This window comes from Streptomyces sp. NPDC058145, from assembly GCF_042884245.1.
GTDB lineage: Bacteria > Actinomycetota > Actinomycetes > Streptomycetales > Streptomycetaceae > Streptomyces.
Genome location: NZ_JBHVUH010000020.1, coordinates 11660 through 27638 on the forward strand (window position 1 = coordinate 11660; position 15979 = coordinate 27638).

Annotated in this window: 14 protein-coding genes and 1 pseudogene; 14 read left to right on the forward strand and 1 reads right to left on the reverse strand. The window is 69.1% G+C overall.

Going from position 1 to position 15979, the window contains the following annotated elements; translation table 11 throughout:
* Nucleotides 1-15 precede the first annotated feature (15 nt).
* The 3 genes from ACFVVO_RS34465 to ACFVVO_RS34475 are packed head-to-tail and all read left to right on the forward strand — an operon-like array spanning nt 16 to nt 2773.
* The gene (locus ACFVVO_RS34465; RefSeq protein WP_390060330.1) at nt 16-1314 is read left to right on the forward strand and encodes an aromatic ring-hydroxylating dioxygenase subunit alpha; all 1299 of its coding nucleotides are present in this window, start codon (nt 16-18) and stop codon (nt 1312-1314) included.
* The gene (locus tag ACFVVO_RS34470) at nt 1314-1778 is read left to right on the forward strand and encodes an aromatic-ring-hydroxylating dioxygenase subunit beta (RefSeq protein WP_390060332.1); all 465 of its coding nucleotides are present in this window, start codon (nt 1314-1316) and stop codon (nt 1776-1778) included. Before ACFVVO_RS34465 ends, ACFVVO_RS34470 begins: the two co-directional genes overlap by 1 nt.
* Nucleotides 1775-2773, forward strand: coding sequence for a PdxA family protein (locus ACFVVO_RS34475; RefSeq protein WP_390060334.1), 999 nt, complete (start codon nt 1775-1777; stop codon nt 2771-2773). Before ACFVVO_RS34470 ends, ACFVVO_RS34475 begins: the two co-directional genes overlap by 4 nt.
* Here ACFVVO_RS34475 and ACFVVO_RS34480 read toward each other — a convergent pair.
* Nucleotides 2770-3978, reverse strand: a complete 1209-nt coding sequence (locus ACFVVO_RS34480; protein WP_390060336.1) for an RNA-guided endonuclease InsQ/TnpB family protein — start codon at nt 3976-3978, stop codon at nt 2770-2772. The genes ACFVVO_RS34475 and ACFVVO_RS34480 overlap by 4 nt on opposite strands.
* 158 nt (nt 3979-4136) lie before the next feature.
* On the opposite strand from ACFVVO_RS34480, the gene ACFVVO_RS34485 reads away from it, so the two are divergent.
* From ACFVVO_RS34485 to ACFVVO_RS34535, 11 genes and pseudogenes are all read left to right on the forward strand, one after another.
* The gene (locus tag ACFVVO_RS34485; protein WP_390060338.1) at nt 4137-5144 is read left to right on the forward strand and encodes a 2Fe-2S iron-sulfur cluster-binding protein; all 1008 of its coding nucleotides are present in this window, start codon (nt 4137-4139) and stop codon (nt 5142-5144) included.
* 23 nt (nt 5145-5167) lie between these two features.
* A complete protein-coding gene (locus tag ACFVVO_RS34490; RefSeq protein WP_390060340.1) occupies nt 5168-6538 on the forward strand; it encodes an MFS transporter in 1371 nt (456 codons plus the stop codon).
* A gap of 370 nt (nt 6539-6908) precedes the next feature.
* A complete protein-coding gene (locus tag ACFVVO_RS34495; RefSeq protein ID WP_390060342.1) occupies nt 6909-7058 on the forward strand; it encodes a hypothetical protein in 150 nt (49 codons plus the stop codon).
* A 613-nt stretch (nt 7059-7671) separates the two neighbouring features.
* Nucleotides 7672-8886 (forward strand): hypothetical protein, encoded by a 1215-nt coding sequence (locus tag ACFVVO_RS34500; protein ID WP_390060343.1) that lies wholly within the window; start codon nt 7672-7674, stop codon nt 8884-8886.
* The gene (locus ACFVVO_RS34505) at nt 8883-9191 is read left to right on the forward strand and encodes a hypothetical protein (protein ID WP_390060345.1); all 309 of its coding nucleotides are present in this window, start codon (nt 8883-8885) and stop codon (nt 9189-9191) included. Before ACFVVO_RS34500 ends, ACFVVO_RS34505 begins: the two co-directional genes overlap by 4 nt.
* Before the next feature lie 702 nt (nt 9192-9893).
* Nucleotides 9894-10184, forward strand: a complete 291-nt coding sequence (locus tag ACFVVO_RS34510) for a DUF6087 family protein (RefSeq protein ID WP_390060346.1) — start codon at nt 9894-9896, stop codon at nt 10182-10184.
* A 980-nt stretch (nt 10185-11164) separates the two neighbouring features.
* On the forward strand, nt 11165-12997 hold the full coding sequence (locus ACFVVO_RS34515; protein WP_390060348.1) for an AMP-dependent synthetase/ligase: 1833 nt from the start codon (nt 11165-11167) through the stop codon (nt 12995-12997).
* 545 nt (nt 12998-13542) lie between these two features.
* Complete coding sequence (locus ACFVVO_RS34520) at nt 13543-13863, forward strand: DEAD/DEAH box helicase family protein (RefSeq protein ID WP_390060350.1); 321 nt, start codon at nt 13543-13545, stop codon at nt 13861-13863.
* The gene (locus ACFVVO_RS34525; RefSeq protein WP_390060351.1) at nt 13857-14126 is read left to right on the forward strand and encodes a DEAD/DEAH box helicase family protein; all 270 of its coding nucleotides are present in this window, start codon (nt 13857-13859) and stop codon (nt 14124-14126) included. Before ACFVVO_RS34520 ends, ACFVVO_RS34525 begins: the two co-directional genes overlap by 7 nt.
* A gap of 48 nt (nt 14127-14174) precedes the next feature.
* Nucleotides 14175-15638, forward strand: a complete 1464-nt coding sequence (locus ACFVVO_RS34530; RefSeq protein ID WP_390060353.1) for a Helicase associated domain protein — start codon at nt 14175-14177, stop codon at nt 15636-15638.
* Between the two features lie 20 nt (nt 15639-15658).
* Nucleotides 15659-15913: pseudogene (locus ACFVVO_RS34535) on the forward strand (LLM class flavin-dependent oxidoreductase); the annotation flags it as partial.
* Nucleotides 15914-15979 lie beyond the last annotated feature (66 nt).

Here is a 15979-nt window from a genome sequence, read left to right on the forward strand (position 1 = left end):
ACTGGAGGTGCACGCATGAGCGCACGGAACACGGGGGCGGGTGCTCCGGCCCCGGCCGGGATTTCGGAGCGCCGCTGGCCCGAGTCCCTGACCGAGGTGCCGTACTGGGTCTTCCAAGACGAGGACGTCTACCGGGCCGAGCAGGAGCGGATCTTCCACGGCCCGATGTGGAACTACCTCTGCCTCGAGGCCGAGCTGGCCGAACCGGGCGACTTCTGCGCCACCTTCATCGGCGAGCAGCCGGTGCTCGTGACCCGCGACCACGACGGCCAGATCTACGCCTTCGAAAACCGGTGCGCCCACCGCGGCTCGCTGATCGCTATGGAGCACTACGGCCACACCAAGGACTTCACCTGCGTCTACCACGCCTGGACGTACAACCTTCAGGGTGACCTCACCGGTGTCGCCTTCGAAGAGGGCATCAACGGCAAGGGCGGCATGTCGCCGGAGTTCTGCAAGGCCGCCCACAGCCCCCGGCGGCTGCGGCTGGCCAATGTGCACGGCTTGGTCTTCGGCAGCCTGGACAACGACGTGCCGGAGATCGAGGAGTACCTCGGCCAGGAGATCCTCGACCGGATCGAGCGGGTCCTCGGCGGCCGCAAGCCGGTCGTGCTAGGCCGGTTCACTCAGAGCCTGCCGAACAACTGGAAGCTGTACATGGAGAACGTCAAGGACTCCTACCACGCCAGCATCCTGCACCTGTTCTTCACAACCTTCGGGCTCAACAAGCTGAACCAGAAGGGCGGCATCATCGTCTCGGAGAACGGTGGCCACCACGTGAGCTGGTCGGCCATCAACCCAGAGGCGGAGGCCGCGGCGCACTACAAGGACCAGAAGATCCGCTCCGACTCCGAGTACCAGCTCGAAGACCCGTCGCTGGTCGACAGCTTCAGCGAAGTCGGGGACGACATCACGCTGCAGATCCTCTCGGTCTCGCCCGGCTTCGTACTCCAGCAAATCCAGAACTCCGTCGCCGTACGCCAGGTGCTGCCGACCGGGGTCGACTCCACCGACCTCCACTGGACCTACCTCGGCTTCGAGGACGACACCGAGGAGCAGCAGCTGATCCGCCTCAAGCAGTCCAACCTGGTCGGTCCGGCCGGCTATGTCTCCATGGAGGACGGCGCCATCGGCGGCTTCGTGCAGCGGGGCATCACCGGGGCGAGCAAGGAGTTCGCGACCGTCCAGATGGGCGGTGACCAGGCGGTCTCCAGCGAGAGCCGGGTCACCGAGGCTTCGATCCGCGGCTTTTGGAAGGTCTACCGCGAAGCCATGGGTTTCGCCGTCAGCGCGGGCAAGGGAGCACAGGCCTGATGGATGCACACAACCTGATCAGCCGGGCCCAGGGGCACTACGTCCGCGCCATCGATGACGGCCCGATCGAGGACTGGCCGGAGTTCTTCGCCGACGACGCCTTCTACAAGGTCACCACGGCGGACAACCACCGGCGCGGGCTGCCGGCCGGGATCATCTGGGCGAACAACAAGGCGATGCTCAAGGACCGGGTCTCTGCGCTGAAGGAGGCCAACATCTACGAGCCGCACGCCTACCGGCACATGCTCGGCCAGCCTGCGGTGCTTCAGGAGAGCGAGGCCGGCGCGACCAGCGAGACCTCGTTCCTGGTCATCCGCATCACCGGGAACGGGCCGACCGATGTGTTCGCCAGCGGCCGCTACCTCGACGAATACGTCTTCGAGGACGGCAGAGCCCTGATCAAGAAGCGGATCGTGGTCTGCGACAGCTCCCGTGTCGACACACTGCTGGTACTGCCGCTGTGACCGGGATACCCAGACTGCTGCTCACCACCGGCGACCCGAACGGGATCGGGCCGGAGATCGCGCTCGCGGCGGTCGCCGAGCTCGATGACCAGGCGCCGGTCGTGGTGGGCGACCGTCATGTACTCCAACCGTACGCTGAGCGCGCGGGGCTCGCGCTGCGCGCGGCGCAGCCGGGTGCGGCCGCCGAGCGCGGCGTGTGCGACCTGGTCGACGTCGGCGCCCTGGCCCCCGGTGACCTGGCGGTCGGTCAGGTCACCGCGCCTGCGGGCGCCGCCACCATCGCGTACACCGCCGCAGCGGTACGGCTGGCGATGGACGGCAGTTACGCCGGTGTGGTCGCCTGCCCGCACTCGGAGACGGCCGTCCACCGGGCCGGAATCGCCTTCGCCGGCTACCCGCCGCTGATCGCGGAGCTCACCGGAACCCCGCTTGAGAAGGTCTTCCTGATGCTGGTCGGCGGCGGTCTGCGAATCGCGCACGTCACACTGCACGAGCGGCTGGCCGACTCGCTGGCCCGGCTCACCCCCGAGCTGGTCACCAACGCCGGGCTGGCGCTGCACCGGGCGCTGCGGGCAACCGGCATCGCCGATCCCCGGATCGGCGTCTTCGGGCTCAATCCGCACGCCGGTGAAAACGGCCTGTTCGGCGACGACGACAAGCTGGTCACCGAGCCTGCGGTGGCTGCTCTCCGCGAACTCGGCGTCCCCGCCGAGGGCCCTGTCGGAGCCGACATCCTGCTCGGCGGCGCCCGCCACCACGACGCCTACCTGGCGATGTACCACGACCAGGGGCACATCCCGGTCAAAGTCCTGGCCGGACGTACCGCGGCCGCAGTCACCATCGGTGCCGGTGCGCCGTTCGCCAGCGTGGGCCATGGCCCCGCCTTCGACATCGCCGGGCAGGGCAATGCCGACCCGGGCGCCGTGCTCGCAGCTCTCCGGCTGCTCGCTCCGACTGTGTTCAGGAAGGCTGAGTTGACTTCCTCCCCCGCCTAAAGGCGGGGGATTCCAGCGGTCGCCCGCTGGGGTTCCTGCTTCATCGACGACCGCCCCGTCCGGGAGGACTCCCGTTGAGGTCTTACACCGTCTCCACAGGCAGACGCCGCCAGCCCGGCGGCCAGGATGTTGCGTGCCGCGTTCACGTCGCGGTCATGCACGGCGCCACAGGCGCACGTCCACTCGCGGACGTTCAGCGGCAGCTTCCCGCGAACCGTGCCGCAGACCCCGCACAACTTGCTGGACGGGAACCAGCGGTCGATCACGACGAGTTCGCGCCCGTACCAGGCGCACTTGTACTCCAGCATGGAGCGAATTTCCGTCCACGACGCATCCGAGATGGCTCGCGCGAGCGAGTGGTTCTTCAGCAGGTTGCGGACGGTGAGGTCCTCGATCACGACCGTTTGGTTCTCACGGACGAGCCGAGTGGACAGGTTGTGCAGGAAGTCGCGGCGCCGGTCGGCGATCCGCGCGTGGATGCGAGCGGCCTTACGCCGGGCCTTCTCGCGGTTGGCCGAGCCCTTCGCCTTCCGCGACAGCTCCCGCTGTGCGCGGGCGAGGCGGGCACGGTCGCGGCGTTCGTGCTTCGGGTTGGCGATCTTCTCCCCGGTGGACAGCGTCACCAGGGAGGTGATCCCGGCGTCGATGCCCACGGCCGCCGTGGTGGCGGGGGCCGGGGTGATGGTGTCCTCGCAGAGCAGGGACACGAACCAACGCCCGGCCGCGTCGCGGGACACGGTCGCCGTGGTCGGCTCCACGCCTTCGGGCAGGGGACGCGACCAGCGGATGTCCAGTGGCTGGGCCATCTTCGCCAGCGTCAGCTTCCCGTCACGCCACTTGAACGCGCTGCGGGTGTACTCGGCCGACGCTCGGGACTTCTTCCGGCTCTTGTAGCGCGGGTACTTCGCTCGCTTGGCGAAGAAGTTCCCGAACGCGGTCTGAAGGTGACGCAGCGCCTGCTGAAGAGGGACGCAGGACACCTCCGCCAGGAAGGCCAGTTCCTCGGTCTTCTTCCACTCCGTGAGCGCCGCCGACGACTGCACGTAGGAGACGCGGCGCTGCTCGCCGTACCAGGCGCGAGTGCGGTCCTCCAACGCCTTGTTGTACACGAGGCGGACGCAGCCGAACGTGCGGGACAGCTCTGCTGCCTGCTCGTTCGTGGGGTAAAAGCGGTACTTGAACGCCCGCTTGACCTGCTGCGTCATAGCTCACACAGTATCAGTTCCCGTGTGAACTACGGGTGTCGGTCGGTGGCCATAGACGGCGAATCGCCCTGGCGGCGATTCGCCTTTCCCTGCCCCGCTACGCGGGAGCTTCGTTACCTCCCCGGCCTGAAAGCCGGGGTATCCACGAAGGAGACCCGATGACCTTCACCATCAGTGTCCGCGGCTCTGATATCGCCTTCGGTTGCGAGCCGAGGCAGAACGTCCTGGACGCCGCCGAGGCGGCCGGTTGGGCGATTCCGTACTCCTGTCGCAAGGGCGTGTGCGACACCTGCCTCGGCTCGGTGACCGCAGGCCCGCTGGACATGCCAGGCAGTGGTTCCGTCTGCGGCCCGGCCGAGGTCCGGCTCTGCCGGGCACAGCCAACCGGCGATATCGAGATCGCGCCGCGCCGGATCGCGGCACGGACCCCGTCGGTGCGCAAGCGGCTGACCACAACGGTGTACCGGCGCCGCCAGGTCGCCCCCGGCGTCACCGTTCTCGACCTGCGCTACCCCATCGGCCGGCGGACGCCCTTCCAGGCCGGCCAGTTCCTCAACGTCATCCTCGACGACGGCGATACCCGGTCGTACTCGCTGGCCAATGCACCCCAGTACAACGACCTCGCCCAACTGCACGTCCGGCACGAACCAAACGGCGTGTTCTCAGCACGGATCCTGCAGCAGCTGGAGTTCCACGACACCGTGGAAATCGAGGCGCCCTTCGGCGAGTTCTTCGTCGAGGACGGCGATGGGCCCCTCCTCCTGCTCGCCACCGGCACCGGGTTCGCACCCATGCGGTCGATCATCCTCGACCACATCGCCCGGCGCCTGACCCGCCCGATCCACCTGTACTGGGGCGCCCGCACCCTCGAGGATCTCTACGCCCGCACCACCCTCCAAGCCTGGACCCGGCGCTACCCATGGTTCCGGTTCACCCCAGTGCTCTCCCAGCCGCACACCGGCTGGGAAGGCGCCGCCGGTTGGGTACAAGCAGCCGCGATCGCGGACCATCCCGACCTGAGCAGCCACCACATCTACGCCTGTGGCAGCGAAGCGATGACCCGAACCGCCGCCCAGGAGCTGGCGCGCGAGCGCGATGTGGCTTCCGACCAGTTCCACTCCGATGCGTTCGTCCCGGCCGCGGGAGCCCTCGCCAGAGTCGAGTAACCCTTCTCCATGTGGAGTGCATTATGTCCAAAACCACTTCATCCCCGTCCGCCGCCGTATCGGACCCCCAGGGGCCGCTCAAGCTCCCCGGCTTCATCGACGGACGCCGCCCGGGCGGTTTCCAACTACGTACCGTGCTGCTGTGCGGGCTGGTCATGCTGCTCGACGGGTTCGACACCCAGGCGATCAACTACATGGCCCCGGCCATCACCCAGGACTGGGGTATGTCCAAGGGCACCATGGCCACGATCTTCTCAGCCGCACTGGTCGGCCTGATGATCGGCTATCTGCTGCTGGCCCCGCTCTCCGACAAGTTCGGCCACAAGCGGCTCGTCATGGCGGGAGTCGCAGTCTTCTCGCTCTCGACGCTGGTCTCGGTGTGGGCGCAGAGTCCCGACCAGCTCATGATCATGCGAGTGATCACCGGAATAGGCCTCGGCGCAGCCACCCCGAGCACCATCGCGCTCACCGCCGAGTACAGCCCCAAGCGGCTGCGGGCCAGCCTGGTCCTGGCGATCTACTGCGGTTTCTCACTCGGATTCGTGGCCGCCAACTACGCCGCCGACTGGCTCATCCCCGCCCACGGATGGCGCTCAGTCTTCGTCGCCGGCGCCGTGCTGCCCCTGGCCCTGCTCCTCGTACTGGTCTGGCAGCTGCCCGAGTCGATCTCCTATCTGCTGCGCCGCGGGGAAAACGCCAAGGCGTACGCCCTGTGCCGCCGGATCGACCGGACGCTGCCGAAGACGGACAAGGCGCAGGTCGAGGCGGAAAGCGCCGGCCCCGGCAAGCGGGTCAAGATCACCGAGCTGCTCTCGGGCCGCCAACTGCTCGGCACGGTCCTGCTGTGGGTCGTCTTCGCGATCAACCTGGCGTTGTTCTACGGCCTGCAGAGCTGGATGCCGACCATCCTTGCCGATCGCGGCTACTCCGCCGGCACCCTGGCGACCGCCGCGTCCATGACGACCATCGGCGGCATCGTGATCGCCTTCGTGGTCGGGCCCGCGATGGACCGGCTCGGCGCCTACGGCTCCCTGGGCACCCTCTACTTCGTCGGCTGCGGCTTCCTGGTCCTCATGGGCCTGGTGCTGGGCTCGCCGGTCTGGATGGTCCTGGCGGCGATCTTCCTGGTCGGCTGCGCCGTCAGCGGCGGCCAGAAGAGCGTCATCGCACTCGCTGCGGCCTTCTATCCCGAAGAAGTACGCTCCACCGGTGTCGGCTGGGCGTTGGGCATCGGCCGCGTCGGCGGCATCGTCGGCCCGCTGATCGTCGGAGGCATGCTGGCCGGCGGCATGGGCCACGAGCAACTGTTCCTGATCCTCGCGGGCCCCACCGCGCTGTGCGGTCTGATCGTCCTGTACCTCGGACACCGCGCGAAGCAACTCAAGACAGCCTGATCCCGGAAACCGGCGCTGCGGGGGCCGGGAGGCCGTGCTGGCCTGTGCCGTCCCCTGCACACGGTGTGCGTGCCGATTATTACGCCCGGGCAGGTCCGCGTGTGTGTACTCGTGAAGGACGCCGAGTCGATCACGTCGATGGATGTCCAGCTGGTCGAGTCGGCCGGGCTCGGTGATCGGTTCGAGGCTGGCCGCAGGGGTGCTGCGCGGTGCAGGGCGCGGTGCAGCCTGTGCTCGTGTAGAACGATTCCAACTCGACGAGTGCGTGAAGTAGGTGGGCCTGGTTGCAGATCAAGGTGCGTGCCGCGCCCGCATCACTGCCTTGAGAAAGACCTGACCGCGACCCGCACCAGCCTCCGAAGAATGATCCGTGACGAAAATCTTCGGTGAGCGAGCACCTGCGATCCGCCAGCCCGTCGACGCACGACGCAACCGGCCCGACGAGGAAGGCCCCGGCCGGAAGGTCCTGTCGCCGGAACGGGTCGAGCAACTGTCCGCCATCGGCATGCGCTGGACATAGAGCGGCCAACAAGCTCGACCGCCCAGGCACAGCTGCTGGGCCGTGAAGCGTACATCTGGCGTACGGATTGCGTACAGAGTGGGGGACGGACAGCTCTGAGGAGGGGGCCGGTAGGCCCCGGCTGGAGACGCGGCTCTGGATCGTTGGTTGCTGACCCATGCCCCCAGCTTGCTCTCTCGTTCCTCCTGCTGTCCGCTGCTCTCGCCGTCCCCGCTGATGGTGATCCGTTCTCTTCCTGACGCACGCAAAGCTGTAATCCCGTCTCGTACCTCGCAGGGTCTACGGCGGTCCATCGGGGGGGCCATGCCGTATGAGACCGGCCGGGGCGCACGGCTGACGAAGACCGAATCGGATGCCGCGTCCGCGGAGCCATGGCCGTAGTCGTGGGGCACCGTCGGCGTGCGGTTTCGCTGCGCGAGCATCTCGGCTGACTCGGTACCTCTGCTCCGCTCCAGCCGCCTGCAGAATCCGGGCTGCCCCGATGCCCGGCGCAGGAGTTGCCGCACCCGCTGCCGCACCAATTGCGAGTCTGTACGGTCTTTGGTGCAACTCCCGATCCAGGCGCTCGCGACAACGCACCCCACACAGCAAGAACAGGCAGGAAGAAGCAGCAGTGGAACACAGCGATTCCCCCACGGTGCTGCCCCAGGTCGCCCGGCTGGTGGCACGCAGCGGGGACCTCAAGAGCGAGCTGGTGGCCTTCGCGCACAGTCCGCGCTTTGCCCGGCGGTTGGATGCCCGGCTCGAGGAGGCAGCGGACCGGCTCGGCTTCCTGGACGAGGCGCTGGTCATCGAGACCATCGACCACTTCGTGCTGCAGCACCGGCTGGCGGACGGCTCGAGTGTTCTCGAGCGGTTTACGGCTCAGCGGCGGCCGCCGCTGAGCGAGGACGAGCGGGCGATGCTGCTCGGCTGGCGCGAGGTGGTGGAGGCAGTCTTCGAAGTACAGGACTGCGAAGGGGATGCCGTCGTCCTGCACAACCTGCTCGACGACCTCCTGTACCGGGTCCATTCCAACCTGGGGCGGCGTGCCCTTGGCAAACTGAGCACAGGGATGTTCGTGGCCGGCCGCATCGTGCCCGTCCACCCCGACACGGACGCCTGGCTGGTCACCGGCAACCTCACCACCTACCCACCCGGCGACGGACCGCAGTTGGCGCAACTCGCCGTCCAGGCGCTCACCGCCCATCCGCAGCTGCTGCGCCGCAATCCCGAGATGCTGCGCAAGGCCTGGGAGATGCAGGCCGAAGCCCGCGCCGACTTCATCGAGGTGTTCGGCACCGACATGCTCGTTCTGAATCCCGGTGAGGCGGCCGTACGGATGCGGGAGTACCATCGTCACCGGCAGGACAAGGCCCTGGCCGAAATCGGCGATGAAACCCCCGCGCAGGCGATCAACGGCAGGCCCTCCCTCGACGAGCTCAGCAGTCTGCCCGAAGAACTCTGCGACGCGGACACCGTCGCCGTGATCTTCGACGAGACTGAAGGCCTGTGCTACTACGCGGACTTCGGCCACCTCGACGCGCTGTTCACCGATCCCGCCCTGGTCCGTGACCGCGCCTACCTGAGCCGGCTTAGGGAGTACCTGAACGACGACTCCGTCGCTCCCGTGGTCATCCGCCGTCTGGTCCAGCGGCATCCCGACAACGCCGACGCCGTCTTCCGTGCACTCCTGCGCAAGCCCACCTTCGCCTGGGAACGGGACGGGGAGGAGCTGCTGCGCCGCCGCAAGGCGAAGCACTTCGCCCATGAGCGCCTGCCCAGCGTCACCCCGGTCGGCGCCCGCCTCGCGGAACTCCTGCGTACGCAAGGGAAGAAGAGGCGATGAGACTGTCCACCGCCGAACTCGACGCCATGGTCGCCGAGGCGATCGTCGATGCCTACGGCGAGCACGAACAGCTCGCCGCCTTCCAGGCAGTCATCGAGGACCGCCTGGCCTTGCCGTTCACCACCGTCGTGCTCGGCATCCCCGTGACCATCACCGCACTCCAGGAACAGCCCGGCAGCGGCATCGCCGCCCTGTGCAGACACGGCCGGCACGCTCAGGCGATCGGCATCCTCGACCTACCGCTGCCCGACCCCGCACCCGAAGGGTGGGTCTGGGTGGAGGCATACCGGCACTGGACATCCTGAGCCACCTACGCGCCGGACCCTTCTTCCTAGCTGCCCTCTGTGAGGAAGGCGGCGGCAAGGGCCTGATCACCGAGTCGGCTCCCGCCACGAACAGACGCATCCGAGAAGTTTGCAGGCGGTTCGTCGCGGCCATCACCCGCTGTCGTCGTACAGCACCGCTGTCCTTGCTGCTGAAGCCACCGCTTGAAAGCCTGCCCGATGTAGAGGTGGTCCGCGCTGGACTCGTTGTTCGCGGTACGGCGGCACCGCACGGGAGGGTGGTGTGCGAAGTGGCACTTCTTACTGGTGTAGCGCTTGGCCGACAGTCTCTTGCCGCAGCCGCCGAGCAATGAGCCGCAGTAGCCGATTCCTTGGTGGCGGGGTACTCGTCGCTGGTGAAGCGGGGCCGCAGCTCACTCTCCGAGGCGTGTGAAAGGAAGCACTCGCCCTGCGTCGGCCCGGCTTCGACCGCGTCCGCGTCATGGACCGTATCGGGCTGGCCGTCGCACTGTTCACCGAGGGCGAGCCGGAGCAGGGCGCCGCCGCGGCCCACTAGGCGCTGGACCAGGCCGCCAGGATCGACTCCACCCTGGTCGCCTCCCGGCTCAACACTGGACGCCGCCCGCCCCTACCGGACCGCCGTGGTGGACGAGGTCCGCACCCGCGCGACCGATCTCGCCGCAGCCCGGCCGACCACGGTCGCCGCCTGAGACCATCGACGTCATGGGCAAGCACTCCCGACCCGGACCGCCGAACCAGCCGTCCCGAGCTGTGCCGCGCGTGGACGACGGCGACCCGCTCGCGGCGTACGAGAAGCGGCGCCGCCCTCCGCTGGACGTCTGGCGCCGACACCGACCGCTTCACGGCGGCGGCGGACACCTTCGGCCCGACGAGGCGCGGGCCCTTGAGGAGTGGAACGGATTTTCGTACGAACCTGCGGGCACCGCCGCGAACCTCGCGGAGGCCCAGCGGTGGGTGAACGAACAGGCGTCCGCCGACGAGTCGGCGACCTGATGATCGGGCTGGCGCTCGCATAGCTGACGACGAATCCGTTGATACGCACAGGTCCTCCCCGCCGACGCGGGGGTGCTCCGACGCGACGAGGTTCCCGGCGACCCGGGCACGCCCGAGGGCGGGGTTCTTGACGCGCCGCGGACTGCGGAAATGTGATCGACTCCGGAGCTCTCGCAGAACTCTCGCAACTGTTCATTTATGAGAATCACCGTCCGCAACGGTCGTCACGCAGCACTGCCCGGAGCACCCCCACGTCGGCGGGGAGGACTAGGCGGCGGACGTCACGTCGAACACCCACGGCGGAGCACCCCCGCGTCTGCGGGGAGGACAAGATCGACGAGTGGATCGAGGACCTCGCTTACGGAACGCCCCCACGGGTTGCCCTCACGGACGACATGCAGGGCCGGTGGAACACCCTCGCGTCGGCGGGGAGGACCAGACCGAGATCCCGCGCGTCTTCGTGACCCGCGGAACACCCCCGCGTCGGCGGCGAGGACCCGGGCCGTGGTGTGGCTCGAACTCGCCAGGCGGAACTCGGTGGACCCTGTTCCCGATGGCCGGGCTGCTCGCCCTCGCCCGCCGGGCACGCGCCGTACCGACGAGCTGCGAGCCCCGCGGGAGAGCTGACACCGCCACGTGCGAGCACCTCCCCACGGCAGGGCGGACTGCGAACGTGATCGGCGCGGGTCCCACCCCCCGCGTCCCGTGCCACGAACCCGCCAAGCCTGCGGGGCCGGCACCACCCCTCGCCGCCTTGCCGGGCACGCCCCACGAAACCCCCTTGCGAGGGGGCGCCTCTCCGCCTTGCGAACGCTCCCCCCGCGGCCTGAACGGCGTGGGAGAACCCCCGGCACCGGACACCGCGCACCAATGCAACGAGAATTGGCGGACAGCACCTAGGCTCCCGGGATGACGGCCGGTATGTTGCGCCCCTGCCCGCCGCGAGGCGGGCACGGTGAACGGCTCATCATGGGGGTAGCGTGCGCGACTTCAGCCTTCCGGCACTGGTGGAGACCCTGTCGGCGGGAGGCCTTGCGGACTCGGTGTACGAGGTGGCGGAACGCGACCCGAAACTGGAGCAGTTGGCGCGGCGCGACCCCCTGGACGAGCAGAGGTGGTGTGCGGTCACCGCGGCCGAGTTCCGCGACGAGGTCCTGGCGCTGGCCAAGGGGCTGCTGGCCGGCGGGATCCAGTTCGGTCACCGCGTCGCCGTGATGTCCCGCACCCGTTACGAGTGGACGCTCTTCAGCTACGCGTTGTGGTCCCTCGGCGCCCAGGTGGTCCCCGTCTACCCCACCTCCTCGGCGGACCAGGTCCGCTGGATCCTGTCGGACGCGCAGGTGGTGGCCGTCGTGGTGGAACACGAGGACCATGCCATGACCGTGGGGGCGGTCTGCGACCAGCTGCCGCTGCTGAGGGCGATATGGCAACTGGACGCCAACTGCGTCCAGTGGCTGGCGGACGCGGGCTGGGGCATCCCCGACGACGTGGTGCACCAGCACCGCAGGGCAGTGCAGCCGGGCTCGGTCGCCACCATCGCCTACACCTCCGGCACCACCGGCCCCCACCCCAAGGGCTGCCTGATCACCCACGCCGGTCTCGCGGCCGAATGCGACACCCTGAACGCGGGCTGGCGGGAGGTCCTCGCCGAGCCCGGTGAGCAGCCGGCCGTTCTGGCCTTCCTGCCCCTCTCCCACATCTACGGTCTGATGGTGCAGGTCGTCTGCATGCGCGGCGGCATCCGGCTGGGGCATCAGCCGGACCTGTCCCCCGCCGCGCTGCTGCCCGCCCTGGCGTCGTTCCGGCCGACGTACGTCTTCGCCGTGCCGTACATCTTCGAGAAGATCTTCCAATCGGCCAGGCGTTCGGCCGAAGCAGCCGGCCGGGAGGCGCTCTTCGACCGGGCCGTGGACGTCGCGGTGCGCTACGCCGAGGAAGTGGAGCGCCGGGACAGGGGCGAGGGCTCGGGGCCCGGACCGCTGCTGAAGGCCTCGCACACCGTCTTCGACCGTCTGGTGTACGGGCGGCTGCGGGCCGTCCTCGGCGGCCGGGTCCGGTACGCCACCTCCGGCGGGTCGAGTCTCGACCGGGAACTCGGCCTGTTCTTCGCCGGAGCCGGGGTCACCATCCACGACGGATACGGGCTCACCGAGACGACCGCCGCCGTCACCAGCCAGCCACCGGGCCGGCCCCGCTTCGGGACCGTCGGCAGACCCCTGCCCGGCTGCTCCGTCCACGTGGCACGGGACGGGGAGATCTGGGTCCGCGGGGACGTCGTCTTCTCCGGCTACCTCGGCGATCCGGCGGCCACCGGGTCGGTGCTGCGCGACGGGTGGTTCGCGACGGGCGACGTGGGCCGGCTGGACGACGACGGCTTCCTGGTCATCACCGGACGCAAGAAGGACATCCTCATCACCAGTGGCGGCAAGAGCGTCAATCCCCGGGTGCTCGAGGAGCGGCTGCTGAGACATCACCTGATCTCCCAGTGCCTCGTCGTAGGCGACAACCGTCCCTTCATCGCGGCGCTGATCACCCTGGATCCCGAGGCGTCCCAGCACTGGTGCCGGCTTCGCGCACAGCAGCACGCCCGGCCCGGGGAGGCGCCGATCAACGAGGAACTGCGTGGCGAGATCCAGCGGGCCGTGACGATGGCGAACGCGGCGGTCTCCCAGGCGGAGGCGATCCGCGCGTTCCGGATCATCCCGAACGAGTTCAGCACGGCCAACGGCCTCATGACGCCGTCGCTGAAGCTGCGTCGCGCCGCGATCGTGCAGGCGTACGAGGCCGACATCGAAGCGCTGTACGGCTCCTGAGGACCCCTCACCGGCGGTCGGACGGCCCCGCTGCTGATCTTGGGATCATCCACGGTGAAAGCGGGCAGGGCCCGGGGCCAGCACCGCCGGCTCAACCCCGCACAGCCCGGCGAGCACACCCCGCCCGGCTTCGTTGAGCACGATCTCCGCGTCGGCCCGCACGCCGCCGCCGTCCAGCCGGGCTGGGGAGTTGCGGCACGTCCACTGCGCAGCACACCAGCGGCCGGCATACCGTAGCGGGCCGCAGTCCGATTGATCAGCGACGCGGTGAGCTCTCCCGCCAGCGGCACCGTCCGTAACGCCCCAGCTCCCACGGCTCTCCTCACCTGCGTGCTTCGCCCCGTTCCAGCCGGACGCGCTGCCCATCATGGTCCGGTGCCCCCCTGTGCAGCCAGGGCAGACAACTGCACCGCGGGACGCTCCGACCGCGGCCCCGCGCGCGCAAGTAGAGCGATGCCGCCAAGCTCCAACGATGGCCGACAAGGGCCGCACCTGAAGCGTACAAATAGCGTGCTTTTCCCGTACATTTTGCGCACGAAGGGTGTATGTGGGTGATACGGTGCCGCACGGAAGGTCTTGGGCAGTTTCCGCTTCGGATCGAGGAAGAGCTGAATGACTGTGGCCGCTGCTCCCACACGAGGCCGACCCGGAAGGGCGGTGCTTCATGGCGACCAGGCCAAGGCCGTCTCCGCCTGGCCCGCCACCTGCGCCGCCCGGGCACGCGCGGGCTTTATGTGTCGGCGACGGGGACAGGCAAGACGCTGGTGTCGATCCGGATGGCGGACGAACTCGACGCGCGGCTGGTGCTGTTCGTGGTGCCCACGCTGGATCTGGCGGCGCAGACGGCCATGGCGAGCACATGCTGATCGTGTCCTCCCTGGACACGAACGCCCGTGAGGATCTGGTTGCGGCCCGGGTGATGTCGACGACCAGCCCGCACGCGCTGGGCGGGCTGATGTCGGTGGTGGGGGAGGGGGAGGACCAGATCCGGGCGTTGACGGTGATCTGCACCTACGACTCCCTGAACAAGATCGAACAGACCCAGAACACGGGGTACGCGGTGGCGCCGTTCGACCTGGCGGTCATTGACGAGGCGCACCGGATCGCCGGCCGGGCCGACAAGAAGTAGGCGATCGTCAACGACGCCCAGCGCATCCGTGCCGACCGCCGCCTCGACATGACCGCCACGCCCCGCATCTTCGCCGCCCCGGAGTTGGCGGAGTCCGCCGACCTCACCCGCCCGCGCCGAAGGCGCCCGCAGGGCGAGGAGGGGGACGCGTTCGCCAACTCCATGGACAACGAGGCCGTCTATGGCAAGAAGGTGGTCGAATACCCCCTCGCCAGGGCCGTGGCGGCCGGCCGGGCGGCGGACTACCGCATCGTGGTACCCACCCTTACCGACACCGACCTGCGCCGCCGCCTGAATCTTCCCGCCCCCGGCACCGCGGTCCGGGAGGGGAAGGACGAGAGTGCGCTGCGCACCACCGCCCTGCACCTGTCCGTGCTGCGCGCCATGACCGAGCACCGTCTGAAGAAGGTCCTGTTCTACTTCAACCTGGTCTCCGACGCGCGCCGCTTCGCCCGCGAACTGCCCCACACCTTGCGCCTGCTGGCCCGGACCGACCCCGGTCTCGTCTCGGACATCACCCCCAAGCTGTTCTTCGCCCACGGTGAGCACACCCCCGCCCAACGGGGTGACATCTTCACCGCCTTCGCCGCCGTCGACTGCGCGATCCTCGCCAACTCCCGCCTGATCGCTGAAGGCGTCGACATCCCCAGCGTCGACGCCGTCGTCTTCGCCGACCCCACCCGCAGCGTCATCCGCTGCGTCCAGGCCCTCGGCCGCGCCCTGCGCCTGGACGTCTCCGGCAAGACCGCCTCGCTGATCGTCCCCGTCTACGTCCCGCCCGGCACGGACGGCGAGAACATCCTGGGCACCGCGTATGAGCCGGTATGGGCGATCGCCTGTGCGCTGGCCAGCCACGACCACCGCATCCTCGAACGCCTCCCCGACAAGGCCAACCGGCTGCCGAAGGAGACCAGCGACGTCATCGCCCGGCGCTGGCACTTTGACTTCACCGTCCACCCCGAACGCATCGCCCAGGCGATGGACCTGGTCTCTCTCGACCTCCGCGACCCGGCCGTCTCCCGCTCCCGCCGCCTCGGCCTGGCCGCCGCCCGCTCCTACCGCGACGAGTACGGCCACCTCGACGTCCCCGCCGACTACACCGACCCCGCCGGGTACCGGCTGGGCACCTTCATCACCACCATGCGCGACGCCCGGACAGCCGGCCGCCTCGAGCCCGACTGGATGGCCGAGCTCGGCGTGCTGGGCATGATCTGGGACAAGCACGACGCCGCCTGGCGCGCCCGCCTCGCCGCCGCCGACTACCACCGCGCCCACGGTCACCTCGCCGCCCCCGCCACCACCCACGTCGGTGCCTGGCTCGCCGAACAACGCCACCTCGCCACCAAGAACACCCTCGAGGCGGCCCGTGCGGACGCCCTCACCGCCCTTGCCCCGACTGGCGCCTGCCCCACGGCGCGGACTGGCACCGCAAATACCACCTCCTGCGCGCCCACCTCGCCACCGGCGCCGACCCCGCCACCCTCACCCGCGACACCCAACTCGCCGGCGTGAAGATCGGCTCCTGGCTGCATCACGAGGAGTACGCGGCCAAGCGCCTCCCCCGGACCACCTCCCCACAGGGCCCGGCGCGGCTTCTCTTCGCGCCGGACCTGGTCGGCACCTCCGGCGAACTCGCCGAGCGGCTGCACGCGCACGCCGCGTTCCGCGAGATCGACGAGGTGGCGTTCGCGCTGCCGTTCACCTTCGAGTACGAGGACTACGTCCAGATCCTCACGGACATGGCGACGAAGCTGGGCCCGACCCTGGGGTGGCGGCCGGCAGGCTGACGGTGGGCGCCGACAGCCCGGCGTAGGCGGCAACCAGGTCGACCGCGGTGGTGTCGCCTCTGCTCC

What these genes read in the sequence shown, in the direction of transcription:
- ACFVVO_RS34505 (WP_390060345.1), top strand. Translation starts at nt 8,883, where the DNA reads ATGAGACTGTCCACCGCCGAACTCGACGCCATGGTCGCCGAGGCGATC.
- ACFVVO_RS34480 (WP_390060336.1), bottom strand. Translation starts at nt 3,978, where the DNA reads ATGACGCAGCAGGTCAAGCGGGCGTTCAAGTACCGCTTTTACCCCACG.
- ACFVVO_RS34525 (WP_390060351.1), top strand. Translation starts at nt 13,857, where the DNA reads ATGCTGATCGTGTCCTCCCTGGACACGAACGCCCGTGAGGATCTGGTT.
- ACFVVO_RS34490 (WP_390060340.1), top strand. Translation starts at nt 5,168, where the DNA reads ATGTCCAAAACCACTTCATCCCCGTCCGCCGCCGTATCGGACCCCCAG.
- ACFVVO_RS34520 (WP_390060350.1), top strand. Translation starts at nt 13,543, where the DNA reads ATGTGGGTGATACGGTGCCGCACGGAAGGTCTTGGGCAGTTTCCGCTT.
- ACFVVO_RS34530 (WP_390060353.1), top strand. Translation starts at nt 14,175, where the DNA reads ATGACCGCCACGCCCCGCATCTTCGCCGCCCCGGAGTTGGCGGAGTCC.
- ACFVVO_RS34470 (WP_390060332.1), top strand. Translation starts at nt 1,314, where the DNA reads ATGGATGCACACAACCTGATCAGCCGGGCCCAGGGGCACTACGTCCGC.
- ACFVVO_RS34485 (WP_390060338.1), top strand. Translation starts at nt 4,137, where the DNA reads ATGACCTTCACCATCAGTGTCCGCGGCTCTGATATCGCCTTCGGTTGC.
- ACFVVO_RS34510 (WP_390060346.1), top strand. Translation starts at nt 9,894, where the DNA reads ATGGGCAAGCACTCCCGACCCGGACCGCCGAACCAGCCGTCCCGAGCT.
- ACFVVO_RS34465 (WP_390060330.1), top strand. Translation starts at nt 16, where the DNA reads ATGAGCGCACGGAACACGGGGGCGGGTGCTCCGGCCCCGGCCGGGATT.